General features: G+C 61.1%; 20 protein-coding genes and 3 pseudogenes. 13 read left to right on the top strand and 10 right to left on the bottom strand.

What is annotated here, in order from left to right:
* Window positions 1-63: 63 nt before the first annotated feature.
* A complete protein-coding gene (locus LPJGGPFB_RS23730) occupies window positions 64-1644 on the bottom strand; it encodes an ABC transporter substrate-binding protein (RefSeq protein WP_173422438.1) in 1581 nt (526 codons plus the stop codon).
* Between the two features lie 73 nt (window positions 1645-1717).
* On the bottom strand, window positions 1718-2290 hold the full coding sequence (locus LPJGGPFB_RS23725; RefSeq protein ID WP_173422437.1) for a MarR family winged helix-turn-helix transcriptional regulator: 573 nt from the start codon (window positions 2288-2290) through the stop codon (window positions 1718-1720).
* A 177-nt stretch (window positions 2291-2467) separates the two neighbouring features.
* Between LPJGGPFB_RS23725 and LPJGGPFB_RS23720 the strand changes: the two genes are divergently transcribed.
* From LPJGGPFB_RS23720 to LPJGGPFB_RS23670, 12 genes and pseudogenes are all read left to right on the top strand, one after another.
* Window positions 2468-3169, top strand: coding sequence for a creatininase family protein (locus LPJGGPFB_RS23720; RefSeq protein WP_173422436.1), 702 nt, complete (start codon window positions 2468-2470; stop codon window positions 3167-3169).
* Between the two features lie 47 nt (window positions 3170-3216).
* Window positions 3217-4188 (top strand): ABC transporter permease, encoded by a 972-nt coding sequence (locus tag LPJGGPFB_RS23715; RefSeq protein ID WP_173422435.1) that lies wholly within the window; start codon window positions 3217-3219, stop codon window positions 4186-4188.
* 1 nt (window position 4189) lies between these two features.
* Window positions 4190-5089, top strand: coding sequence for an ABC transporter permease (locus tag LPJGGPFB_RS23710; RefSeq protein WP_173422434.1), 900 nt, complete (start codon window positions 4190-4192; stop codon window positions 5087-5089).
* Window positions 5086-6792 carry a dipeptide ABC transporter ATP-binding protein gene (locus tag LPJGGPFB_RS23705; protein WP_173422433.1) on the top strand — a complete coding sequence of 569 codons (1707 nt, stop codon included), beginning with the start codon at window positions 5086-5088 and terminating at the stop codon, window positions 6790-6792. The genes LPJGGPFB_RS23710 and LPJGGPFB_RS23705 overlap by 4 nt, the downstream gene beginning before the upstream one ends.
* A 160-nt stretch (window positions 6793-6952) precedes the next feature.
* Window positions 6953-7211, top strand: a pseudogene (locus LPJGGPFB_RS33190) (LysR family transcriptional regulator); the annotation flags it as partial.
* A gap of 527 nt (window positions 7212-7738) precedes the next feature.
* Entirely contained in the window at window positions 7739-8236 is a 498-nt protein-coding gene (locus tag LPJGGPFB_RS23700; protein WP_173422432.1) for a sigma-70 family RNA polymerase sigma factor, read from the top strand.
* 96 nt (window positions 8237-8332) lie between these two features.
* A complete protein-coding gene (locus LPJGGPFB_RS23695) occupies window positions 8333-9295 on the top strand; it encodes a FecR family protein (RefSeq protein ID WP_173422431.1) in 963 nt (320 codons plus the stop codon).
* Window positions 9296-9416: 121 nt separating this feature from the next.
* Window positions 9417-11915, top strand: coding sequence for a TonB-dependent siderophore receptor (locus tag LPJGGPFB_RS23690; RefSeq protein WP_173422430.1), 2499 nt, complete (start codon window positions 9417-9419; stop codon window positions 11913-11915).
* A 71-nt stretch (window positions 11916-11986) separates the two neighbouring features.
* Entirely contained in the window at window positions 11987-12883 is an 897-nt protein-coding gene (locus LPJGGPFB_RS23685) for an ABC transporter substrate-binding protein (RefSeq protein WP_173422429.1), read from the top strand.
* The gene (gene fhuB / locus LPJGGPFB_RS23680; RefSeq protein ID WP_173422428.1) at window positions 12873-14879 is read left to right on the top strand and encodes a Fe(3+)-hydroxamate ABC transporter permease FhuB; all 2007 of its coding nucleotides are present in this window, start codon (window positions 12873-12875) and stop codon (window positions 14877-14879) included. Before LPJGGPFB_RS23685 ends, fhuB begins: the two co-directional genes overlap by 11 nt.
* Window positions 14876-15721 (top strand): ATP-binding cassette domain-containing protein, encoded by an 846-nt coding sequence (locus LPJGGPFB_RS23675; protein ID WP_173422427.1) that lies wholly within the window; start codon window positions 14876-14878, stop codon window positions 15719-15721. The genes fhuB and LPJGGPFB_RS23675 overlap by 4 nt, the downstream gene beginning before the upstream one ends.
* Window positions 15718-16473, top strand: coding sequence for a siderophore-interacting protein (locus LPJGGPFB_RS23670; protein ID WP_173422426.1), 756 nt, complete (start codon window positions 15718-15720; stop codon window positions 16471-16473). The genes LPJGGPFB_RS23675 and LPJGGPFB_RS23670 overlap by 4 nt, the downstream gene beginning before the upstream one ends.
* Window positions 16474-16545: 72 nt before the next feature.
* Here LPJGGPFB_RS23670 and LPJGGPFB_RS23665 read toward each other — a convergent pair.
* Window positions 16546-16721: pseudogene (locus LPJGGPFB_RS23665) on the bottom strand (IS481 family transposase); the annotation flags it as partial.
* Window positions 16722-16947: 226 nt separating this feature from the next.
* On the opposite strand from LPJGGPFB_RS23665, the pseudogene LPJGGPFB_RS33185 reads away from it, so the two are divergent.
* Window positions 16948-17088 (top strand): annotated as a pseudogene (locus LPJGGPFB_RS33185) (HlyD family type I secretion periplasmic adaptor subunit); the annotation flags it as partial.
* Window positions 17089-17415: 327 nt separating this feature from the next.
* Here the strand turns inward: LPJGGPFB_RS33185 and LPJGGPFB_RS23660 are convergent.
* The 7 genes from LPJGGPFB_RS23660 to LPJGGPFB_RS23630 form a co-directional block, all read right to left on the bottom strand.
* Window positions 17416-18054, bottom strand: coding sequence for an HdeD family acid-resistance protein (locus LPJGGPFB_RS23660; RefSeq protein ID WP_234903014.1), 639 nt, complete (start codon window positions 18052-18054; stop codon window positions 17416-17418).
* Between the two features lie 176 nt (window positions 18055-18230).
* Window positions 18231-18428, bottom strand: a complete 198-nt coding sequence (locus LPJGGPFB_RS23655) for a hypothetical protein (protein WP_173422425.1) — start codon at window positions 18426-18428, stop codon at window positions 18231-18233.
* Between the two features lie 504 nt (window positions 18429-18932).
* Entirely contained in the window at window positions 18933-19250 is a 318-nt protein-coding gene (locus LPJGGPFB_RS23650; RefSeq protein WP_173422424.1) for a hypothetical protein, read from the bottom strand.
* Between the two features lie 155 nt (window positions 19251-19405).
* On the bottom strand, window positions 19406-20287 hold the full coding sequence (locus LPJGGPFB_RS23645; protein WP_173422423.1) for an ABC transporter ATP-binding protein: 882 nt from the start codon (window positions 20285-20287) through the stop codon (window positions 19406-19408).
* Window positions 20284-21348 (bottom strand): FecCD family ABC transporter permease, encoded by a 1065-nt coding sequence (locus LPJGGPFB_RS23640; RefSeq protein ID WP_173422422.1) that lies wholly within the window; start codon window positions 21346-21348, stop codon window positions 20284-20286. The genes LPJGGPFB_RS23645 and LPJGGPFB_RS23640 overlap by 4 nt, the downstream gene beginning before the upstream one ends.
* A complete protein-coding gene (locus LPJGGPFB_RS23635) occupies window positions 21345-22457 on the bottom strand; it encodes an ABC transporter substrate-binding protein (RefSeq protein WP_173422421.1) in 1113 nt (370 codons plus the stop codon). Before LPJGGPFB_RS23635 ends, LPJGGPFB_RS23640 begins: the two co-directional genes overlap by 4 nt.
* Before the next feature lie 254 nt (window positions 22458-22711).
* The gene (locus LPJGGPFB_RS23630; RefSeq protein WP_173422420.1) at window positions 22712-23074 is read right to left on the bottom strand and encodes a hypothetical protein; all 363 of its coding nucleotides are present in this window, start codon (window positions 23072-23074) and stop codon (window positions 22712-22714) included.
* Window positions 23075-23529 lie beyond the last annotated feature (455 nt).

The raw sequence follows: 23529 nt of genomic DNA, 5'->3' as shown, positions 1-23529 counted from the left end.
CTCCGATTTCTACGAGAAAGGGCACCGGCCTTTGACCGGTGCCCCAAAAGCAAGTTGACGGGATTACTGCTTGGGATGGACATCCATCGCCAGCGTGTCCTCGTCCGAGCGCGGATCGTAAGTCACCGTGTCAGCCTTGGCGCCCCAGGCGGAGAGGTTCGTGGCCAGCGGCAGATCCGGCCGGTCGCTCGCCACCAGCAGGTTCGCATCCTCGAGCATGGCACGGCGCTTACCCTCGTCCATCTCGACCGCAGCGCCCTCGATCAGCTTGTCCATTTGCGGATTGGAGTAACCGCGCACGTTGAAGGCGCCGAGCGACTTGGCCGCGTCGTTGGTGTGCATGAGGGATGACAGCATGTAGTTGGCTTCACCCGTGAGCGTGCCCCAGGACGCCATGTAGAGCGAATATTCGCCACGCGTCTTGGCCGGATTGAACACTGCCGCCGGCACGCCCTGTACATCGACAGTCACATTGATCGCCGCCAGCATCTGGGCGACGGTCGGGCCAAGCTCCGTCGGCATCCGATCGTTTGCATAGCTGAGCGCAACCTTGAAGCCATCCGGGTATCCGGCCTCGGCCATCAATTTGCGCGCCTTCTCGACGTCGAAGGCCGGCGCAGCGATCGTCTTGTTGTAGCCGAAGATGTTGGGGCTGACGAGCTGTGTGGAGACGACGCCCATGCCCTCGAGCGCAAATTCCACGATGGTTTCACGGTCGAGCGCCAGGTCGAAGGCCTCACGCACCTTCGCATCGAGGAAGGGGTTCTTGTCGAGCTTCTTGCCACCATTGTCCCATACCTGCGGGGAGTCCTTTCGGAAGTCGAACTCCAGATAGGGGATGTAAATCGATTCCGTCTTGATCACCTGCAGTGCGGAATCGGACTCGATGCTGGCGAGATCGGTCGCCGGCACCTTGGAAATAAGGTCGACCTGGCCGGCCTTCAGCTGGGCGACGCGGGCAGCGTCGTTCGGGATTTCCTTGCGCACCACCTTGTCCCAGGGCTGGGGGCCGTCCCAGTAGCCGTCGAATTTCTCGAGCACCAGGTCCTGCGTCGGCGCCCAGCTGACGAATTTGTAGGGGCCAGTGCCAATCGTCGCCTTGCCGGTGTTGAAGCCTTCGGCGGAACTGTCCTTGGTCGAGTAGTCAGCGGCGGCCTTGTGGGAAACGACGAACAGGCGAATGAAATCGTTGGGCAGCGTGGGTGCGGGACCGTTGGTCTTCACGCGCACCGTGTAGTCGTCGACGATCTCGACGGTGGCCACGCGCCGCACGTAGATGGTCGAGGGGTTCGGCCCGGTGACGTTGGGGATGCGCTCGATGGAGAACTTGACGTCCTTGGCAGTGAAGTCGGAGCCGTCATGGAACTTCACGCCCTGACGCAGCTTGAACTCCCAGGTCGTATCGTCCAGCGCCTGCCAGCTGGTGGCCAGCGACGGCTGGATCTCAAGGTTGTTGCCGGAGCGCAGGAGCGTGTCGAAGATATGCTTGGTCGCCTCGGCATTGGCGGATGTCGCGGTGAAGTGCGGGTCCATGGAGGCTGGGCCGTTCTTCGTCGCGATCACCAGGTCGGCGGCAAGTGCTGCGGCGGGTGAGGACAGGATGGTGGCCACCAGGGCCGCGCGGAGTATGGATTTTATTGGCATTGTGTTCCTCTCTCATTGTAATTTGGTTGGTGCGGACGTGTCCGTTCGACCTCGAGCCCGATCTTCTCGCTGATCACAGGTCCCCGTCCGGTTGGTCGCCATCGATCATTTGCGGCCACTGTCCCGATGCAGTGACGAGCTTGGTCAGAATTTCGGAAAGGTTCAGCCGCTCGGCGGGGCTGAGGCACTCCAGCATGCGCCGCTCGTGCTCGATCATCATGCCCTTGGTGGCGTCCACTGCTTCCCGGCCCTTTTCGGTCAGATCGAGCGTGATGCGGCGCTGATCGTCAGGGTCGGTCTGGCGATCGATCATGCCCAATCGTGTCAACTTGTTCGCCGCACGGCTCAGCGTGTTCTTCGGGAAACCGGAAGAGCGCACGACATCGGTCATCGTCGAGCTTCCGCCCAGATGGAGCGACCACAGCACCACGAAGTCGGGCCGAAGCAGGCCCAACTGCTGCTGAATATAGCCGTAGACCGGGTTGTTGAAATGAAGAGCCAGAAAGTTCAGCCGGTACGAGAACCAGCAGGGATTGTCCCAAAGCTTCGCATGCATGAGGGCGTCGATCTTCGTGTCGGGCGTGACCAAGGGTTCCTCCCGGCCGGCCCGTCCCTCAAACAGTGCCTGACGCATCGCCTCGTCCATGCCGCCATCCCATGCAAAATAGATATTGATCTCAAATGGAACCTTATTTGGCGTAAAACCCTTGCGTCAACCGTAATTTTTGATCCATAAAGAACTAATTCAGGAAGAGGCTTCCCATTTGATGGCCAGGATGGGCGACGTCCTGAGGGTGTGGCCGAGCAGCGAAAAGGACGGACTATGCGCATTCAGGACATGCATTGGAGCCAGGTGGAGGAGCGGGTGAAGGAGGATGATCGGTGCGTTCTGCCGGTTGGCTCCATCGAGCAGCACGCTTACCTCAGTCTCGCCACCGACATGATCCTGGCCGAGCGTGTCTCCGTGGAAGCGGCCGCGCCGCTCGGGGTGCCGGTCTTTCCATGCCTGCCCTACGGCATGGCCTCGGGGTTTGCCGATTTCCCTGGCACGGTGACCCTGTCGCTGCGCACCTATATCGGCGTGTTCGAGGACATGCTCGACAGCCTTTATCGGTCCGGCTTCCGACGCATCCTCGTCGTCAACGGGCATGGCGGCAACACGCCGATCAATCCGGTGATCAGCGAATGGCTGAACCGCAACCGTGACTGCTCGGTCAAGCTGCATGATTGGTGGCGTGCGCCCAAGACCATGGCCAAGGTGCTGGAGATCGATCCCGCGGCCTCACATGCGAGCTGGATGGAGAATTTCCCCTGGACCCGTCTGGAGGGTGCGCCCATCCCGAATTTCCAGAAGGAACGGATCGACTTTGCTGCCGCCGCGCGCGTCGATGCGGGCCGCAAGCGCGAGCGTATCGCTGAAGGCAACTACCACGGCGTCTTCCAGCGGCCTGACGCGGAGATGCTGGCGATCTGGCAGGTGGGCGTCGAGGAGACGCGCCACGAGATCGAGCACGGCTGGCACTGAAACCTCGGGGGCGTCCAGCTCCCTTATGCATCCACCCAGAGGCAGACATGGCATCCTTTATATTTCGCAGGTTGGGACAGGCGTTCTTCGTGCTGCTGATCATGTCCATGCTCGTCTTCATGGGCGTCTACGTCATCGGGAATCCGGTTGACGTTCTGATCTCACCCGACGTGACGCAGGAAATGCGCCAGCAGGTCATCGCGCAATATGGGCTCGATTTGCCCCTGTGGGAGCAGTATTTCCAGTTCCTGCAGCGTCTGTTGACCGGCGATCTCGGGCGATCCTTCGTCTTCAATATGCCGGTCGTCACACTGATCGCGCAGCGCCTGCCGGCGACGCTGGAGTTGACGCTGATCGCGGTGCTGTTTGCTTCCCTGATCGGCATTCCGCTCGGAGTCTATGCCGGCTACAAGCCCGACAGTCTGCTCTCCAAGGCCATCATGGCGGTGTCGATCCTGGGCTTTTCGGTGCCGAGCTTCTGGATCGGTTTGATGCTGATCATGGTTTTTGCCGTGCAGTTCGGCATTCTTCCAGCCGGCGGACGCGGCCAAACGGCGGATCTGTTCGGTATTCCGTTTTCCTTTCTTACCCTGGACGGCTGGTCGCATCTCATCCTGCCGGCCCTCAATCTGTCGCTGTTCAAGCTGTCGATGATGTGCCGGCTGGCTGCCTCCGGTACGCGCGAGGTGATGCTGACCGACACGATCAAGTTCGCGCGCGCCGCCGGCATTTCCGAGGGAACCATCCTGCGCCGACATGTGCTCAAGCTGATCTCGATCCCCCTGGTCACCGTGTTCGGACTGGAGCTCGGGTCGACGCTTGCCTTCGCGCTCGTCACCGAAACGATCTTCAGCTGGCCCGGGCTTGGCAAGCTGATCGTCGATTCCATCACCTCGCTCGACCGGCCTGTCATGGTCGCCTACCTGATGCTGGTCTCGGCGCTGTTCGTGGTCATCAATCTATGCGTGGATCTCGCCTATGCGGTGCTTGATCCACGCCTGCGGCAGGGGAGACGCTGAGATGTCGATGGAAGCCAGTGCGGTAAGATCCGTCTCGCCGCTCGCCGAGTTCTGGCGCATGTTCCGCCGCAACAAGGTTGCGGTCGCCGCCCTTGCGGTGGTGGTTGCCATCATCCTTTTGGCGATCTTCGCGCCGTTCCTCGTGCCTCAGGACCCCTACGACCTGAAGGCGCTGGTGCTGCGCGATGCCCGCCGCCCGCCGGGCTATGTCGGGTCCACCGGCATCGTGCATTTGCTGGGCACCGACAGCCAGGGGCGCGACCTGCTTTCGGCCATCGTCTACGGCCTGCGCATTTCCCTGCAGATGGGTCTGGTGGCCGGTGCCATCGCCTTCTCGATCGGGGCAGTGGTGGGGTGTTTTGCCGCTTATGTCGGCGGGCGCACAGAATCCGTCATCATGCGCATCGTTGACATCCAGCTTTCCTTCCCGGCGATCCTGCTGGCCTTCGTCGTGGCAGCGATCCTCGGCCAGGGCAAGTCGCAGTTGATCCTCGCCCTGGTCTTTGCCCAATATGCCTATTTCGTGCGAACGGCCCACGGCGCGGCGGCGGCCGAGCGCCAGAAGGACTATGTCCAGGCGGCCCTTTCCGTTCCGATGAGCGGCTGGTTCGTCATCACCCGCCACATTCTGCCGAACTCGTTGCCGCCGCTCATCGTGGTCGCCACGGTGCAGATCGCCTCCGCCATATCCCTGGAAGCTACCCTTTCTTTCCTGGGCGTCGGTCTGCCGCCGACGGAACCGTCGCTCGGCATGCTGATCGCCAACGGCTTCCAGTACCTCATGTCCGGGCGTTACTGGATCGCGATCTATCCCGGCGTCGCACTGATCGCCCTGATCATGGCGATCAACCTCGTCGGCGACCAGATCCGGGACCAGCTCAATCCGAGGCTGCGCAAATGAATGATCTTCTGGATGTCCGCAATCTGCGGACCTATTTCGAGACCGAAAAAGGCACCGTCAAGTCGGTGGATGACATCTCCTTCACGCTGAAGCGTGGCGAAGTCATGGGGCTGGTTGGCGAAAGCGGTTCGGGCAAGTCGATCACCGGCTTCTCTCTGATCGGCCTGCTGGACGAGACCGGCCGCATCCAGCCGGGCAGTTCCATCCGCTTCAACGGACGCGAACTGGTCGGCCTCCATGAAAAGGCGCTGCGCAAGATCCGGGGCAAGGACATCTCCATGGTGTTCCAGGACCCGATGATGACGCTGAACCCGGTGGTCAGGATCATCGATCAGATCGGCATGGCACTTCGTGCACACGAGAAGGTATCGGACGCCGACATACGCCGCCGCGCGGTCGAGGCGCTGGCGAGGGTCAAGATCGTCGATCCGGAAAGCAAGGTGGACCAGTACCCGCACGAGTTCTCCGGCGGCATGCGGCAGCGGGTCGCCATTGCCATCGCTCTTCTCCATCGTCCGCAGCTTGTGATTGCCGACGAGCCGACCACCGCGCTCGATGTCTCGGTGCAGGCCGAGATTTTGCGCATGGTGAAAGCGCTGGTCGCCGAGATCGGAATATCCCTGATCTGGGTCAGCCACGACCTGGCCACCGTCTCCACGATTGCCGACACCATAGCGGTCATGCGGCGCGGCAAGATCGTCGAGCAGGGCCCCGCGCGGCAGGTCCTGCACAATCCGCAGCATCCCTATACGCAAGGTTTGCTGGACGCGTTGCCGTCACGTTCGAAGCCCGGCGAGCCGCTGGCGTCCGCTGCGACCGAGGCAGCCGGCCCGATGGATTTGAGCGGGCTTGGCGGCGCTGCCATCGGTGCTGCAGCCGATACCGCCTTCTTGCGGGCGGAGGCGGTCGGAAAGGTCTTTGCCCCACCCATTGGCTACCTGCGGGCACTCGCCATGCGCTGGGGGCTGGCGCGAGACCTCCGTCCGGTCCATGCGGTGATATCCGCAGACCTCACCATCTCCCGCGGCGAGATCCTCGGCCTGGTCGGGGAATCCGGATCCGGCAAATCGACGCTCGGACGCATATTGTGCGGCATCTATGCGCCGACGTCAGGGACGATCAGCATCGGTGGCAAGCCCGTGCGCTCGGCGACGGGCAAGCTCGGCACCCACGTGCAGATGATCTTCCAGGATCCTTTCGCCTCGCTGGATCCTCGCCGTACGATCTTCCAGTCGTTGGCCGATGGGCCCATCGCGCACGGTTTCTGCACACGCAGCGGTGCCCGCGACTACGTCAACAGGTGGCTGCGCGCCGTCGCCTTCGATCCGGCGATGGCGGATCGCTATCCGCACCAGTTCTCGGGCGGTCAACGTCAGCGCATAGCAATCGCCCGGGCGCTCGCAATGCAGCCCGAGGTCATTATCTGCGACGAACCCGTCGCCTCCCTCGATGTGTCGATCCAGGCACAGGTCATCAATCTGTTGATGGAGCTGCGCCAAAAACTCAACATCACACTTCTATTCATCAGCCATGATCTGTCCGTCGTCCACCATCTGTGCGACCGCGTCGTGGTGATGCGTCATGGGGAGATCGTGGAACAGGGGACCGCGACCCGAATCTTCACCGCGCCCCAGCATTCCTATACGCAGATGCTCCTCGACGCCGTTCCGATGTTGGAGGCCCAGCCGCAGGGCGTTCGGTGAGGGGACGCTGAATATTTCAATACGGGGTATTGGCAAAATACCTGGACGCTAGGTGGACACACTGCATCGATATTAGCATCAATGATTCCGCTTTGTTCGCTGGGCGTATTTCGTCCTGCTTGCCTGCACGCGCGTGTCTCTTCGGAAGACGAAGAACGGTATGGAACTTCGCCAGCTGAGCTATTTCGTGGCGGTTGCCGAGGAGCCGCATTTCGGTCGCGCCGCGGCACGGGGGGCATATCGCCCAGCCGGCCTGTCAGATCCAGTCGCCGGAGAAGGAACGCGGCGTGCAGCTGTTCCATCGCTCGACCCCGCGGGTGGAACTGACAAGGGCAGGGGCGGTCTACTACGACCGCTGTGTCAGGATCCTCGGCGATGTCGACCTGTCGGCCGAGATGCTGCGCTCGGCGGCTGGCAAGGTTCACTTCACTTTTTTACACGTGGCGACGGGTGCGGAAAGAGCAGAATGGAGGGACAAGTGCGCAGAGGATAACCCGACGCGGCATCAGCATGACCTCGTTAACCGGTGGAGGCATAGCTCGTTGCCTTGCCGTTTCGTGTTCGTCTGGTGGCTCGGTCCTCCGTCAATGTTGCGTTAATGACACGCGATTCTAGAAAAAGACTGTGACCCCCAGGAGTGCTCACCGTCCGAAAAACCAGGTCGGATGGCTATCGAGTTGATAAACATGACAAAAAGACACATGTTTTAATCGATCGGGTATCTCCTGGCGAAACCGCGCGGTAACTAATGGTTCTTGCTAGGTAATTCGGCTTCTGGCTTAAGAAGGGCCAGTTCGAAATGTGATGATCGATGCCCAGGTCTCTGCAAATGCATTCTTACACGCAGCCAAAACCGATGCCCGAACGGCAGTGCGACGGCTCTGCGACTTCGTGCAGCCGCAACCCCGAGCCGACGTGCGGTTTCGCCTCACGGGGACGTTTCTAATTGGCCTGGGATATTCATAATCTTTTCCGGCGGCATGCACGGGAACTCGCGGGTTCCTTGCGCCGGCGCGGACTGTCGGAAGAGACGGCGGCAGACCTGACGCAGGACACGTTCGTACGGCTGATGGGCGCAAACCCCAAGGGCAATCAGAACAATCCCAGAGCGTATCTGTTCAAGATATCCCGCAATCTGGCGATCGATTACCATCGCCGCGAGCAGGCTGCACCGGTCGATCACATTCCCGATGCGGAGTTCACGGCGATTGCCGATCCCAGGCCATCGGCGGAAGCAGCGCTCTACGACAAGCAGCGACTGGCGCTTTCCGATGCGGCTCTTGCCGAACTGCCCGAGCGCACTCGGCGGGCTTTCGAACTCTACCGGCTGGAAGATCTGACGATCGCTGAAGTCGCTGAAAAGATCGGTCTTTCAACCACGCGCACATGGGCACTGATCCGGGATGCCTACCGGCATGTGCGTATCAGGCTGCAGGATCTATAGAATTCCCGGCGGCACTGTGAAAATCCTTCACGCTGCCGCGTTTTCGTATATGGGCGCGGTACAAGGGCGACCCGATGCGGTGATGGAGGCACGCAAATGGAGGATGACGTGTCCGAAGAGGACAGGCTTTTCGATGAGGCGGTGGATCTCCTGATCCGCATTCAGAGCGACCCGGAAAACCCGGTTGCCCTCGACGTTGCGCGTCGTTGGCTGTCGCGCGGCCCCGCACAGGAGAAGGCGTGGTCGGAAGCTCTGGAAATCCACGGCATGACCGGCAAGATTCTCACGGATCGACGAAGGGCCGATCGCAAGGCCGCCTTCTCGATTTCCCGGCGCGTGCTGATGGTCGGCAGCTTCGTTGGCGCCGCCGGACTTGTCGCTGCAGCCTCTTCCGGCCCACGCCTTATCCTTCAAGCGAGGGCCGACGCGATGACCGCGACCGGCGAGATCCGTCGCCTCGAATTGCCTGACGGCAGTTTCGCCACACTTGGACCGAACAGTGCTATCACCCTGACGGTTACAGCGCAGCGGCGAGAGATCGAACTGCTTCAGGGCATGGCATTTTTCGAGGTAGCGCCGGACGAAACAAGGCCGTTTCGCGTCACCTCGGCAGGCGTGACAGCCACTGCGCTCGGTACGGCGTTCGATGTGAGCAGCGATGCGGACTGTCTGACCATAGCTGTTGACCACGGCCTCGTGGGCGTGGATCTGCCGCCGGACAACGCAATCGCGCCTGCGTATCTGGCGCAAGGCGAGTGGCTGACCTTTGCCGAAGGCGATCAGTCCGTATCGATCGGCAAGAAGGATCGAAGCCAGATTGCCAGCTGGCGGCACGGGATGGTCGTCGTCGAGCGCGAGACTGTCGCGGCCGTCGTCGCACGCATCGCACGATGGAAGAAGGGCGAGGTCGTGATAACCAGCCCTTCGTTTGGCAGACGTCTCGTCAGCGGTGTCTACGATCTGCGCGATCCTGTGTTGGCGCTCGAAGCCGTTGTCCAGCCTCACGGCGGCAGGGTACGCAGCGTTACCCCCTACCTGACGGTCATCTCACCGTTTTAAAAAAACTTGAGAAAAAAGTGAAAATTTTCTGGTGGCCGCCGTTTTCCCTATCAGAGGGTGCCGGCACGTCGTTCGAATGCTCGGCCTTCTGAGCGAAAGCGTAGTGAGAAGAGGGCAGAAAATGGGGCGTTTGGGCAAGAACAACAAGCGGGCAGGCAGAGCGTTTGCCGCTGCGTTATTGATGTCGACGGCAGTGGCCGGCGGCACTGCGGTGGCGCCGCTGCCGGCACAGGCGCAGTCGACCGAGGCCAGTTTTTCGATCGCGGCCGGGCCGCTCGGTGACGCGCTCGCCAGGTTCGGTCGGCAGGCCGGCATTCAGGTCACCTATGTGCCGTCTATCGCTTCGGCCAAACACACCTCCGGCATTGTCGGTCGCGCAACGCCCGAGGTGGCGATTGCAAAGATCCTCGCCGGCTCGGGATTGACTTACACCTTCACTAATCCGCGGACCGTTGCGATCTCCGAGCCAGGCGCCGTTGGCGGCGGCGTTACCGTTGACGGGGCGACGGCGTTGCAGACGATCAGCGTGACCGGTCAAAATCCATGGGGTCCGGTTGACGGCTTTGTTGCCACCCGCGGATCGACGGGCACGAAGACAGATACGCCCTTGCTCGAAACGCCGCAGTCGATTTCGGTCATCACGCGCGATCGCATCGATCGGCAGGCCGCAAACAGGCTGGACGAGACGTTGCGCTACAGCGCAGGCGTGCGCTCGGATTATGGCGGCGCCGTGGTCGCGGCCGACAACATCTTTATCCGAGGCCAGTTCGCCAATACCTATCTTGACGGCCTTCGCAACACGCCGTTCAGCTACTTCGGTATCATGGCGGCCGAGCCTTACGGTTTGGAGCGCGTGGAGGTCCTCAAAGGTCCGGTCTCAGTGCTTTATGGCCAGAACCAGCCTGGCGGCATGATCAATATGATCTCCAAGCGTCCAACGGAAGACGCGCGCGGTGAGGCTCAGCTTTCGCTCGGTACTCAGAGCCACAGGCAGGCAGCCTTTGACGTCAGCGGCCCGCTTGATGCCGAAGGTGCAATCCTCGGACGTTTCGTCGGACTAGGTCGCCTCGCCGACGGCAACGTCGAATACACGGATGACGATCGCCTGCTGCTCGCTCCCAGCGTCACGCTGAAGCCGGACGAGGGGACGTATCTCACGGTGCTTGGCTCTTATCAGAAAAACAATGCGCTTGCCGTTACCAATTACCCGTGGGCGGCGGTCAACGGCACCAGCCCCTATGGTCGGATGCCGATGGAACGCTTCCTGGGGGAACCGGATTTTGACCGGGAAACGCAGGAGCAGATCAATTTCGGCTACGAGTTCTTCCACGAGTTCAATGCTGATTGGAGCTTCAAGCAGAACGTCCGCTATTCCAACTTCGAGAACCAGGAGAACTATCTCGCGCGCAACAGCGGCCTGCTGTTCAGCCCACAGACGGGAGGCAACACCGCCATCGCGAGAAACTGGCAGCTCCGGCATGCCTTCGGCGACACAGTCGGCATCGACAACCAACTGAACGGCAAGTTCGAGACCGGTGCGATTGGCCATGATGTCCTTTTCGGCTTCGACTATGCCTGGAGCCGGGCGACGCGTGACGAGAAATGGGGAACAGGCCCTCGGATCGAGAACATTTTTGCGCCGACCTACGGAAGCCCCATCGACTTCTCGAGATGGAACACCTGGGTCGACGCCGAGACCACGACAAACCAGTTCGGTCTCTACGCGCAGGATCAGATCGAGTACGAAAACTGGCGACTGACCCTTGGCCTTCGGCACGACTGGGTTTCGGCAAAGGTGGATGATCTGTGGAACGGCGATCCGGGTATACCGACCAATCCCAAGACGGCAACGGCCCTGCAGGACAGCGATTGGTCCGCTTTAACCGGACGCGCCGGTCTGACATATGTCTTCGACAGCGGCATCGCACCCTATGTCAGCTACTCGGAATCTTTCAATCCGGTCGTCGGCGAGGATCGTTTCGGCAAGGCGTTCGAACCGGAAAAGAGCAGGCAGTACGAGGTTGGCGTGAAGTTCCAGCCGGAGGGTTGGGACGGCTTCTTCACCGTCTCGGCCTTCGATCTCACGCGGGTCAACGTCACGACTGCCGATCCGGCCGATATCACCAAATCGGCACAGATCGGTGAAGTCAGGTCACGCGGTCTGGAGTTCGAAGCCGTTGCCGAGTTGACCGATGGCCTGAGCCTCATCGGCGCCTATACCTACCTCAACTCGGAAGTCACCAAGGCGACGGCTGAAGGGAGCTATGCGACCGAGGGCAAACAGCTCATTCGCGTGCCCGGGCATATGGCGTCCCTGTGGTTGGACTACCAGGTGGAGGCTGGCCCGCTCGAAGGAGTGGGGGTCGCCGGCGGCGTGCGTTACACCGGCGCGTCATGGGGCGATGCGCTCAACACCTTCAAGGTACCTTCCTACACGCTCTTCGATGCGGCGCTCAGCTATGATTTCGGCAAGCGCAATCCAGAGCTTAATGGCCTCAGTGCCAACCTGAACGTCACCAACCTATTCGACAAGTCCTATGTCGCGAGCTGCTTCTTCACCCTCGCCTGCAATATGGGAGAAGGGCGCACGGTGCTGGGGACCTTGAAATACAAGTGGTGAGAAAGATGCCGGGAGACCTTTGCGCGAAGGGGTCTCCCGATCTGTGCTCCAGAAAGGATCGGGCGACAGTCTTGCCGATAACCCGCCGGACATTGCTAAGGGCAGCGTCGCTCATTCCATTGGTTGCCGGCGACGTGGCTGCGCAGCCGAACGCTGTTCCTGCTCGCGTGGTTGCGCTCGATTGGGCATCGTCGGAAACGCTGCTTTCGCTTGGGGTGGCGCCGATCGCCATCACTGAGCGCGATCGCTTTCTTTCTGCCAACCCGGCTTTTGCGGCGCGGGCTCCTATCCACGATCTTGGTGCGCCCTGGGAGCCGAACCTCGAGTTGATCGATGCCCTTGCCCCCTCGATCATCTACACGAGCAGCTACACCAAAATGGTCGAACCACAGTTGCGCCGAATTTCCAACGTCGTCGTCACCGATCTTCATGGTGGCCGCCGCGATCAGCTCGCTCGGTGTGCGGGCTTTGCCCGAACCGTCGTCACGGCGTTTCCCGGCTTGGCTGACGGCAGCCTGCTGGCGGCGATGGAACAGACGCTCGCCCGCAACCGGGCTGTTTTGTCCGCGCCGCGCCACCCGCCTGTCCTCTGCGTCTACCTCCACAGCAATGGCCGCTTTGCGAATGTCTTCGGATTGAACAGTTTTGCCGGCAATGTCGTGGCCCATGTCGGGCTTGCAAACGCATGGGCCGCACCGACCAACAGCAACGGCTTCGACTATGTCGGCATCGAGAAGCTCGCGGCGATCGCTTCTGCTCGCATGCTCGTTCTCGGCGACGGAGCGAAGACGGAGCGCGCCCTGAAAACCCTGAAGACAAGCGCGCTTTGGAACGCCATTCCCGCAGTCAAGGCCGGGGAGGTCAGGCTGTTTCCCGATGTCGCCATGTATGGGGCGCTTCCGACGGCCGTGCGTTTCTCACAGATGCTTGTCGATGAATTCGCACGTGAAAAGCCCGATGCCGGTTAACATCCTTCCAACTCGCAACGACAGGGTTTTGCGCGTTTCCCCCGGTTTGCTCGTTCTATCAATGGCCGGGCTGGCACTGTTGTTCAGCGTTCGCTTGCTGACCGGTCTGGTGCCGATCGCGGAGTGGCCGGACGCGATTTGGGCAGCGGACGGAGGGGATGTTCCTTCGCTGTTGTTCGTCTATTCCCATCTGCCGCGGATCGCGATCAGTATCCTGGCGGGCGCCGCGCTCGGGCTCGCCGGGACCCTCTTGCAGCAGGTCCTGCGAAACCCATTGGCGGAGCCGACGACGCTTGGCATCTCGACGGGCGCGCAACTCGCTCTCGTCATCGCACTCCTATGGCAACCCTGGCTTCTGGATCATGGCCGGGAGACGGTCGCCATTGCAGGCGCCTTGCTTGCGGCCGCCGCGGTTTTTGCCGTAGCCCGTTCAGGCCAGAGTTCGCCACTCTCGCTTGTGATGGCGGGGCTGGTCGTCAACATGACGCTCGGGGCCATCTCAGGCGTCGCGGTCCTCTACAATCATGAATATCTCTCCGAACTGTTCGTCTGGCAGTCCGGTCGGCTCGAACAGAGCGGGTGGTCGCAGGTTCTGTTCCTCGCCCCGCGCCTGGTGTGTGCGTTCATCGTATCGCTGCTTCTCACGCGTCCGCTGGCCTTGATGGAACTCGGCGATGAGGGGGCGCAATCTCTCGGGCTGCGAATGGCTGGATTTCGGCCAGTCGCCCTTCTCGTTGCCGTGGCGCTGTCCGCCTCCGTCGTCGCAGCCGTTGGCGTCATCGCCTTTGTTGGCCTCGCGGTCCCCACGCTTGTCAGCCTCGCCGGCGCAAGGCGGCTGAAGGAGCGTTTGCTGTGGGCGCCTGCCTTTGGAGGTAGCCTGCTTTGGCTGGCTGACCAATTGGTGCAGCAGGTTGCAATCGGTAACACGACGCTGCCGACCGGGGTCGCCACCGCGTTGTTGGGCGCGCCGCTCCTTCTCGTCCTCCTTCCAGGACTGAGAAACGCTGCCGCTCCACCAGCGGTGTCGTTCGCCGCAGCCCGCAGGCTCGATCGCCCGTGGCTGGCAGTTTCGATGGGGCTGGCTGTCCTTGGGTTGGCTTTGCTCGGAGCGCTTGCTGTGGGAAAGACAATGGGCGGCTGGACGGTCGCGGGGGTCGACGCTGCCGATTTCGTTGCGCGATGGCGGGGCGCGCGCGTTCTGGCGGCGCTATCGGCGGGAACCCTTCTTGGTCTGGCCGGAACGATGATCCAACGGATGACGGGCAACGCGCTCGCAAGTCCAGAAATCCTCGGCATATCCTCCGGCGCAAGCCTCGGCGCAATCGCTCTCACGGTGGTGCTGCCCGGCTTCGGTCTTGCTTCGCTAACGGCCGCAACCACAGCTTCGGCCGGGTTGAGCCTGATCATCATGTTGGCCGTCAGCCGAACAACAGAGTTTTCGCCGCAAAGGTTGATCCTTGCCGGCGTGGCGCTCGGAACGATCGTGGCCGCGCTCAGCGAAATGCTCATTGCCACCGGCGGCTCGTCACGGACATTTCTGCTCTCCTGGATGTCCGGCTCCACCTATCGCGTGACATGGGACACCGCTATTGCCGCTGCATGTATCGCCACGGTCTCGCTGTTTGCCTCTCCGCTATTCGCGCGCTGGCTTGATGTCTTGCCGCTTGGGGAGAGTTCCGCGCGCTCGCTCGGAATGAATATCGGCCAGGCCCGTGGCTGTATCGCTGTCGCCTGCGCCTTGATGACGGCCGGTGCAACGATTGTGATCGGCCCGTTGAGCTTCGTCGGCTTGGTTGCTCCCCACCTGGCGCGTGCCGTCGGTATCAGCCGCGCCTTGCCACATCTTGTCGCCGCGGCCATTGCCGGCAGCACGATCATGGTGCTGGCGGACTGGCTGGGTCGGCTGCTGATCTTTCCCTGGCAGATCCCGGCGGGGCTGCTCGCGGCGCTGGTCGGCGGTCCGTATTTTCTCGTGCTGATGTGGAGGCGCGCATGACTGTTTGCTTGAGTGTCCGTGAGGCGTCCGGCGTCTGTGCAGCGCCCTGCTTCAAGGTCGAGGGCGTCTCATGCCTTGTGGGCGGCCGGCAGATACTCGGACCAGTGTCCCTCGCGTTGAAGGGGCCGCAGGTTCATGGGCTGATCGGCCACAACGGCTCGGGGAAATCGACGCTTCTGAAAATACTGGCGCGCCAGCAGCGACCGAGCCACGGCAGCATCCTCTACGACGGGGTTGCCCTGGACCGATTGGACAGTCGCATCTTCGCCCGCAAGGTTGCGTATCTGCCGCAGCAGACGCCGTTCGCTCCGGGCCTACTCGTCAAGGAACTGGTCGCCTTTGGGCGTTATCCCTGGCATGGGGCTCTCGGTCGCTTCGGCAGCGACGACAGGCGCAAGGTCGATGAGGCGATCGAGATGACGGGGATTACAGCCTTTGTAAACCGCGCGGTCGACACGTTGTCCGGTGGCGAGCGGCAGCGTTGCTGGCTGGCGATGCTGGTGGCACAGGACGCAGATTGCCTGTTGTTGGATGAACCGATTGCAGCCCTCGATATCGCTCATCAGATCGAGGTTCTTTCTCTTGTTCGACGACTTGCGAAAGCACGCAGCATCAGCGTTGTGGTCGTGCTGCACGATATCAATATGGCAGCCCGCTTCTGTGACGAAATCGTCGCGCTTCACTCAGGTAAACTGCTTGCGCAAGGCGGACCTTCCGAAATCATGACGCCGGACAGCCTGCGCCGCATTTACGGCATCGACATGGAGGTCTTCCGCCAGCCCGGCGGGGGATTTGCGGCGCTGCCGGAACCAGGCGCCTCAGGGCAGGGAGCGCCGCGATGAATGCGAGTTTTGCTGCAGAGGTCGTCTCGATTGAGCGGCTCTCGCCGTCGGTTGTCCGCATCGAGCTTGGTGGCGGTGATATCGCACAGTTCACATCGACCGGCTTTGCCGACGAATGGGTCCGTCTCGTCTTTCCCAACGCGTGCGGCGACATCGCCTTGCCAGGGCAGGTCGATGGCAAGTGGGGAACACCGGAAGGCGTTCCGAAGTCGCCGATGCGTCCCTATACGGTGCGGCGGTGGGACGCCGATAGGGCGCGCATGACCGTGGATTTCGTGGTCCATGATGGCGGTGTGGCGGCGAGCTGGGCAGCCGGAGCCGACGTTGGCGATAGGATTGGTATCGCCAATCCCGATGGCCGTTTTCGGCCGCCGGTGGACGCGGAATGGATACTCCTGTTGGCAGACATCACCGGCCTTCCAGCTGTCGGGCGGATCGTCGAGGAAACACCGCCGACACTGCGGACGTTTGCGCACCTCGAGGTCGCTGTCGCAGGCGACGAGCAGCCGCACATCACGGCTGCAACTGCGGTGGCAAGATGGCATACCGGATTTGGCGCCACGCCAGAAATCACACGCCTTGCCGAGATCGCCCGCTCGATCGACCTGCCAAAAGGTCAGGGATACATCTGGATCGCAGGCGAAGCGCAAGCCGTAACCGGGGCACGTGAGCATTTCCGTGATCGGATCGGGTTCGACAAAGACCGCATCACCGCCATCGGTTATTGGTTCCTGGGCAAGCCGCGCGGATAACAAATGCGCCCATTTCACGCTAGCCTATACCTGCGGCGAAACCTTCTCGCTGGTCTCGCCCGGCCATTACATTGGCTCACTTGGGCCGGTCGGCAGATCAGCGACAGAGTTTCGCTTCTTCCATTTGGCAACGGCTTCAGGTTGACGCCGTAGCGCTTGGCCAGTGATCTCAGGCTCTCTTGACTATGTTGTATCGCTCGACGGACCGCCTCTGTCATGGTGGCGCTCCCATGAAGAAGCCGGCCCATAGTGCCTCCCTCCATTCAATGGAAAATACTGCACCATCAAAGCATGGGACTAAACACCTGGATTGGCCCCTTGGTAAATCGCCAATTGATTGCTTGCTGTCTTACGCTTCCGGTCTCCCCCGGCGTAGCGCTTCCGTCGTTACAAGCCCGGCTCGCTTCCCTGTTTAGGCATCGATCGAACGCCTGCTATGAGAACTGGAGGAGAACGGTCGTAACAGCGAAGCCAGAGCTTGGACGCCTGGGCTCTCTGGTGCTTCACATGGGTATGCCGGTGGAGGCGTTTGTCCAGACTGGAGAGTGCGCCGCACTTTCATATCTCAACAAGCCGCTTGCTAATCAGATCGCACGTGCGAAGCGCGAGGAGTAACTGGATGTCCTGCGATCGAGACGAGCAATGAGCAAGAGGGTAGGTGAAGTGTACTCCGCGCTGCGGTGGACTGCACAGTTTGCGTGAAACCAATGCTTGGACACGTTCCTGGCTCCCTACGAGATTTCGTCGGCAGGCAGGAACTTCGTCTGTTCGACTGCGAGCAGGAAACGTGTGCGTTCCTCATCGGTCATATCGATGCGGCGGAGGTCCTTATCCATGAGTATTGGTGTCTTAAGCGCCCCGCAACCAAATCAAAAAAAAAGCCCGTCAGACCGAAAGGACGGTGGGCTTTTCTGCGTTCTGGAGCCAGGTATGAGACCCATCCTACGCGGGTGGCGGTTCCGCATCGTTTCCTCTTCTGTCCGGCCGAGGGGAAAATGCAAATCTCAGCCACGCTAGGCCGTGCGCCAGGAAATCGATGCCGAGCAAGAGTGCCAACATCCACAGACTTAGCTTTGGGAACTCGGACAAGATGGCGAATCCTGCCCCGGCGCCAAAGGCTCCTGACAGCATCATGGTCCATCCTGCCTGACGCCAGTGGCTTAGGCTGAGCAACATCCTGACGATCCCCGACAGGGCGAACAACAGGCCGATCACGTAGGTTTGCAACAACTCTTGTGTGCGCCCGGATCGGGCCACGATGTTTGTCAGGATCTCCATCACGCTCGAACCCACTGCATCGGTGAGCATCAGGCCCAAGGCGATGTAGAGAAGTCCCAGCAGCATCTGCCATGACAGGGCGCTCCAGCTTCTCGCCCACAAGGCGTGGACGATTTCGAATGTGCCGACCAAAATGGCAGCGGTTCCGATGAAGCCCGGAGTAACGACCGACGCAAACGCCACATCCGTCAGGACGACCAATCCGGCCAGAAGCATCACTCCGCCCAGCACGACGCGAACCGACGTCGGGGGGCCGGTCGTATCGCCACCTGCGTTGCGCGGCCTGGTGTCGTGAAGTGTCATGGGTTCTCGTCACTCCCACTACTCGTTGTGACTGCGATGCTCCGACCAGCGGAGGGGGCCTGCCCAAGAATGTTCGAATGCGCTCAGAAGCTGCGCCCACAGCGCAGCCGCATCGATCTACCGGACACAGCACGTGAGTGTGCCTTGCGCCTGCAGAGCGCATGGCGGCAACAACGCTACCGCCGTTCATTCCGGCGCAGGACGTGACCGATGATGAAAACTATCCCGATGAGCAGCAAGATCACGCCTGCCAATCCGAACCCAAAGGAGCCATAGCGGTAGCCGGACGCCACGACCAGGAAGCCAATAATGATACTGGCGAAGCCAATGAGCTTCATCTTCATCAGGTTGAAGTTTGTACCATATCCTGCCATGGATTATCCCCATTATCAGAAGTATACGCGAGTGGAATGAAAGAAACTAATCTTGGCGTCCGCTCTCTACTACATCGAAGCGCCGCGTGTTCAACGGAAAAGCCGACTGCGTCGCGTGAAAGAGGTCGTCCTGTTCTGGAGTCGCATACTAAAGACTGCTTAGATTAAGCGCAATGATAAGGTGTAATGCTCGACTTTGCTAGAGGGAATCGATTGACGGATGGCTCCGGCGGGTATCGGCGACCGCGACGGTCGTGCCTTTGGTGCGGCGATAGACGATCCAGAAAACTTTAAAGCGCCGCGCTCGGTCAACGCCTGAATTTAATCCTCCTCGCCGCCGTTCTTGGATTGCACCCAGCGCTTCACATTTGGTGACGTCACCGAACCGGAGATCCGGGCTGCCTTCTCAATGACGACGTTCGCCTTTTCCCAGCCACCGGCGCGGCCAAGGCGGCGCGGGAACAGCCGCAAAATTTCCAGAAAGACTTCGACCGTGGCGCTTGCTTACCTGAGTAGGCCGGGCGCCTTCAGTTCGGCATCCAGCCGATTGTAGGCCGCCTGGACCATGTCGATGTCATTCAGGTGGCTGACGGCGGCGACTTCCATCATCACATTTGCAACAGCCGCTTCGACCCGCAAGCGTGGGGTTTGCATGCCTTCCTCTATTAGATCGGTTGCGGTCGTATCGTCGCCGCCAAGTGCGAAATAGAGTTCGAGTGCTCGCCTCAAGAAGAGTGTGCCACGGGCATGGGGCGGTTGCGAAAAGAGATCGCCCTCGTTCTGGGTCAGAAGGGCTACCGCTTTGTTCTGTATCTCGCTCATTTCACGTTTCTCGCAGGTCAATTGTTCGAGTGGCGGCGAAAACTATCGTCCGATAGCACAACCGCCCCCTGAAACGCTACTTAGCTCGACCAACCTGAATTGAAGCTGGCGCCGTTCGAATGTGTTTCGCCATCCAGGTCGAGCCGAGCTGCCTGTTATGTGGACTGACGCTGGTTTAGGGCCTCAAGCGGCATATGACGGGTGTGCTCTCTTGCAACCCGATGCTGCAGATGAACGTTCCCGACGGCGCGTTGCTCATGTGGAAAGGGCGATGGAGGCTTCATGGGCTGGCGCGGCCCGATGGGAAGCACACAGGGTCCGTCATCGGTTGCGAGGACTCTCGCCTCGACATCGTAGATGGCGGCAACGTTTTCGGCGGTGAGCACTTCGGCGGCAGTTCCCCATGCCATCAGCCGCCCTGCCCGTAAAAGCAGGAGAATGTCCGCTGCCCTTGCCGCAAGGTTCAGGTCGTGGATTGCCATGAGCACCAGCGCACCGGTCCGCGCCACATACTTCCTGAGAATGTCGAGGACAGTGAGCTGATGGCGGATGTCGAGCGCGCAGGTCGACTCGTCGAGGATGAGGAGCTTCGGGCGCCGCATCAACCTCTGAGCGAGCAACACGAGTTGCTGCTGGCCGCCCGAGAGCGTTCCAACCTGACGGCGTGCGAGCGCCTCGAGGCCGAACTCGTGGAGCATCTCGCTGGCCTGCTGAAGCTCGCCTTCTCCGACGCGAAAGCCGAGCTGCTCGTGGCATCCGAGCAGAAGAGTTTGCAACACCGAGAGATCCGCCTTGGTGCAGCAGTGTTGCGGCATGAAACCGACGCTCCGGGCGTTCAGCGGCCCCGCGCCCCACCGCACCGATCCCGAATGGGCGAGCCTTCCGGCGATGGCGCCCAGAAGCGTGGACTTTCCGGCGCCGTTGGGACCGGCAAGGGCGACGATCTGGTTTGCGGGAAAGGACAACGAGAGCGAATCGACGATCGTCATGCGTCCCCGCCTGACGCTGACTCGATCGAGGATGAGTTCTTCCTTCATGATATTTCACTTCCTCCCCGACGAACGATAACGAGGAACAACATGGGGATGCCGGCAACGGCAGTGATGATGCCGACCGGGATGACCGAAGCTGGCGAGAGCAGTTTGCCGAAGACCGAAGCACCAATCAGGATGATCGCGCCTGCAATTGCGGCAAAAGGAAATGCAAAGCGATGATCTTCGCCCACTGCGGTGCGGGCAACATGCGGGGCGATAAGGCCGACGAAGCCGATCGTGCCGACGAAAGAGACGGCGGCCGCGGTCAATAGCGCGACCAGGACGAAGCTGCGCTTGCGCAACGCACTCACCGAAAGGCCGAGGCTGGAGGCGTTGGCCTCGCCAAGACGAAGCACTGTCAGCCTCCAGCAATCCCGCGCGACAAAGGGCAGGCAGGCCGCAAGGATCGCTGCGGTGACCGTGACCGAGGTCCAGTTCGCCTTCAGAAGGCTGCCAAACAGCCAGAACACGATCTGCTGGAGCACTTCCGGCGAGGCCAGGAATTGCAACAGCGATTGCATCGACTGAAACAGGAACAGGACTGCTATGCCCGCCAGAACGAGGATTTCTGGTGTGGCTCCCCTGAGTTGCGCCACGAAATAGACGAGCGCGCAGGCAAGGAGGGTCATGGCAAAGGCCATCGCTGGGACAACGATGAAACCCGGAAGCGGAACGAGGCCGCCGAACATGATGGCAAGCGCCGCCCCAAAGCCTGCGGCGGCGGAGAAGCCGAGGGTAAACGGGCTTGCCAGAGGATTGTCCAGGATAGTCTGCATCTGCAGTCCCGCGATCCCAAGGCAGGCCCCGACAAGCGCGCCCATCAGGGTTTGAGGCATGCGTAGCTGCCAGAGGATGGTCGCGGCCGCAACGTCGTCGCCCTTCGGGCCGGCCAGAAGGGCGGACCACACGTCGAACAGCGACATGCCGGACGGCCCGGTCAGAAAATCCACCAGGACCAGGATCAAGAGGGCTGCCAGCCCGACGCCAATGGCGCCGAGCCGCCTCGCCGTGGCTCGCCGGTAGTCGGCGACCACATGTGCCGTCTCAAAGACAGCGCCGGTCATTTGACGCTCGCTTCGTAGGGAAGGACGAACACGCCGTCTGCCTTGATCGGCATCCAGGTGTCGTAGTAGCGCCGGATGTCTGCGACAGGATCGACGTCTTTGAAGGCGTCGGGATAAAGCTGTTTTGCAATGTACTCCGCGTAGACAAAGTCGGACAGGGTACGCGTACCGCCATGATAGATGGCATGGACGCCGCCGTTCTGGACCGCCGGCAGCGTGCTCCAGCCGGGACGTTCGACATAGGCCTCCATCCGGTCGCGCACCAGTTCTTCGGAGGCGCCAAACCCGACCGAGACCGACAAGGGCTTGTTCGCCCATTCGGATCCGGCCAGGAACACCAGGTCGGGCTTCTGGGTGAGCACATATTCCGGGCTCAGCGGGCCCCAGTTCTCAACCTGGTCCTTTGCGATATTGATACCGCCGAGCTCGTCAACGAGCGCGCCCCACATCGTCTTGCCATAGCTGTTGCCGACGTCCTGCGCACCCTTCTGGGCAAGTTCGACATAGACCTTCTTGTTGCTCGGCGGAGCCGATTCAATTCGCCGCTTGATGTCGTGCATCGCGTCTTCGTACTGCTTTGCAAGCTTTTCCGCCCGCTCTTCGCTGCCCATCACCCGGCCGAGGACAAGGGTAGACTGGACGTGCTTCTCGACCGTCTGCGAATTGTAGTCGAGCGTGACAACCGGTATGCCTGCCGAGGTGATCTGGTCGACCGAGGCCCCCAGAGAATCGAAGGCCCACGCCGAGAGGATCACGAGGTCGGGCCTCGTTGCGATCACTTTTTCAACCGAGAAGGTGCCGTTTTCCGTGTCGCCAATGTCGGGGATCGTGGGCAGCGCGGGGATCGCCTTTGCGTAGGCTTCGAACTGATTGGGACGCCAGTCTTTCCAGGTCGACAGCGATAGAGCTGCGACCTTGTCCATCGCGCCGGGACCGACGACTGCAATGAAATCCTCGTAGTAGAAATTGAGGATCACGCGCTTTGCCGGTGCGTCCAGGATGACCTCCCGTCCCTTGACATCGACAACCCTGATTTCTGCGTGGCTCTGGCCGGCAAGTGCGAGTGCGGCAGTGGCGAGGAGGGCGGTGGTTTTGAGTGTATTGCGCATGTGGTTTCCTTGCGGCGGCACCGAGCACGGAATACGTGTCGTCGTGCGCCTGCCTTTGTTTTTCAACTGATTGGTGGGGAACTGAGAGCGACCGCCCACTCTGCCGTTGGCTTGACGGGCAGGATCGTGCATGGCGATGCGTTGTCGCATCGACCTGGGTCGTGGTGCCGGCTCTCGACATGGTCAGGGGGCGTTTTGCAAGCAAACCGCTCTGGTATTGATCCATCGCAGCGACGACGAAGCGCCTCGGCTGATCACGTGGCCGTTAGCGTCGGGGGCCCTCGGGCGGAAACGCCATACGCCAGCGACCGCTGCCGGAGCGTCTGGCAGGTGGTGATGAATGGGGGAGTGGCTTCCCGGAACGAAACCGGCGCGCCGATCGTGTCGGCTGGGTCGGGAAGCAATGTGTTTGCGGCCAACCGGCATGTTTCGCATCCGGCTGCAGGTTTGGACTTGTGATCCTCACCGGTGCCCAGGCATTGATCCGGCATTGAGCCGTCGGGCAGCATATAGCTTGCTTCGGCCGTGGCCTGTGAAGGCAGGTCGGCGCGCGGCGGCGCATTGTGGATGAGACCGATCGAGATCAGCGTCAGAACGCACAGGATGCGCAGGGACATCGCCCAAATGCCGCCAATCCGTTTCAAGGCGCAACTCCCCGATTCGATCCCTTGTTCGATTGGATGTTAAGCCATCCTTTCCGTTCTGATTTGCGCCAGGTCAAAGTTCGTTGGAAATTATCGTTGCCAACCAGCTGTTGACGGACCGGCATGACCCGGAAGACGCGAGCGATCTCGTTTGAATCGTCCCGGCAGGCTTTCGCAAAGCCGTGCCGCAACCGCGCCAGCATGCACGGCGAAATCCACGGTCATGCCAACTCCATCGGCGTCCCATCGCCGTATCGAGGACGGATCGGAGACTTTGGAACCGAACACGGATGGCGCCGATAAAACCTTCAAGTTTTAGTCATCTTATCGGCATTGTTTGCGCTGGCGCAAAGTCGGTCATCGGGTGATCGCCGATATCCCTTTCAACATCAGGGGTTGAAAGGACAGGGGCATGCAAAGGGTGGGCT

The sequence above is a fragment of the Ensifer adhaerens genome (assembly GCF_013283195.1).
In the GTDB taxonomy this organism is placed as follows: domain Bacteria; phylum Pseudomonadota; class Alphaproteobacteria; order Rhizobiales; family Rhizobiaceae; genus Ensifer; species Ensifer adhaerens_G.
The sequence above is the reverse complement of the archived record's forward strand: the minus strand, read 5'-3'. Positions and strand labels throughout refer to the sequence as shown.

Excerpts from the sequence above, each read along its gene's own strand:
- LPJGGPFB_RS23730 (WP_173422438.1), bottom strand. The coding sequence starts at position 1,644 with ATGCCAATAAAATCCATACTCCGCGCGGCCCTGGTGGCCACCATCCTG.
- LPJGGPFB_RS23695 (WP_173422431.1), top strand. The coding sequence starts at position 8,333 with ATGGAGGATGACGTGTCCGAAGAGGACAGGCTTTTCGATGAGGCGGTG.
- LPJGGPFB_RS23640 (WP_173422422.1), bottom strand. The coding sequence starts at position 21,348 with ATGACCGGCGCTGTCTTTGAGACGGCACATGTGGTCGCCGACTACCGG.
- LPJGGPFB_RS23660 (WP_234903014.1), bottom strand. The coding sequence starts at position 18,054 with ATGACACTTCACGACACCAGGCCGCGCAACGCAGGTGGCGATACGACC.
- fhuB (WP_173422428.1), top strand. The coding sequence starts at position 12,873 with ATGCCGGTTAACATCCTTCCAACTCGCAACGACAGGGTTTTGCGCGTT.
- LPJGGPFB_RS23635 (WP_173422421.1), bottom strand. The coding sequence starts at position 22,457 with ATGCGCAATACACTCAAAACCACCGCCCTCCTCGCCACTGCCGCACTC.
- LPJGGPFB_RS23690 (WP_173422430.1), top strand. The coding sequence starts at position 9,417 with ATGGGGCGTTTGGGCAAGAACAACAAGCGGGCAGGCAGAGCGTTTGCC.
- LPJGGPFB_RS23720 (WP_173422436.1), top strand. The coding sequence starts at position 2,468 with ATGCGCATTCAGGACATGCATTGGAGCCAGGTGGAGGAGCGGGTGAAG.
- LPJGGPFB_RS23725 (WP_173422437.1), bottom strand. The coding sequence starts at position 2,290 with ATGGACGAGGCGATGCGTCAGGCACTGTTTGAGGGACGGGCCGGCCGG.
- LPJGGPFB_RS23650 (WP_173422424.1), bottom strand. The coding sequence starts at position 19,250 with ATGAGCGAGATACAGAACAAAGCGGTAGCCCTTCTGACCCAGAACGAG.
- LPJGGPFB_RS23710 (WP_173422434.1), top strand. The coding sequence starts at position 4,190 with ATGTCGATGGAAGCCAGTGCGGTAAGATCCGTCTCGCCGCTCGCCGAG.
- LPJGGPFB_RS23645 (WP_173422423.1), bottom strand. The coding sequence starts at position 20,287 with ATGAAGGAAGAACTCATCCTCGATCGAGTCAGCGTCAGGCGGGGACGC.
- LPJGGPFB_RS23655 (WP_173422425.1), bottom strand. The coding sequence starts at position 18,428 with ATGGCAGGATATGGTACAAACTTCAACCTGATGAAGATGAAGCTCATT.
- LPJGGPFB_RS23630 (WP_173422420.1), bottom strand. The coding sequence starts at position 23,074 with ATGTCCCTGCGCATCCTGTGCGTTCTGACGCTGATCTCGATCGGTCTC.
- LPJGGPFB_RS23670 (WP_173422426.1), top strand. The coding sequence starts at position 15,718 with ATGAATGCGAGTTTTGCTGCAGAGGTCGTCTCGATTGAGCGGCTCTCG.
- LPJGGPFB_RS23675 (WP_173422427.1), top strand. The coding sequence starts at position 14,876 with ATGACTGTTTGCTTGAGTGTCCGTGAGGCGTCCGGCGTCTGTGCAGCG.
- LPJGGPFB_RS23715 (WP_173422435.1), top strand. The coding sequence starts at position 3,217 with ATGGCATCCTTTATATTTCGCAGGTTGGGACAGGCGTTCTTCGTGCTG.
- LPJGGPFB_RS23705 (WP_173422433.1), top strand. The coding sequence starts at position 5,086 with ATGAATGATCTTCTGGATGTCCGCAATCTGCGGACCTATTTCGAGACC.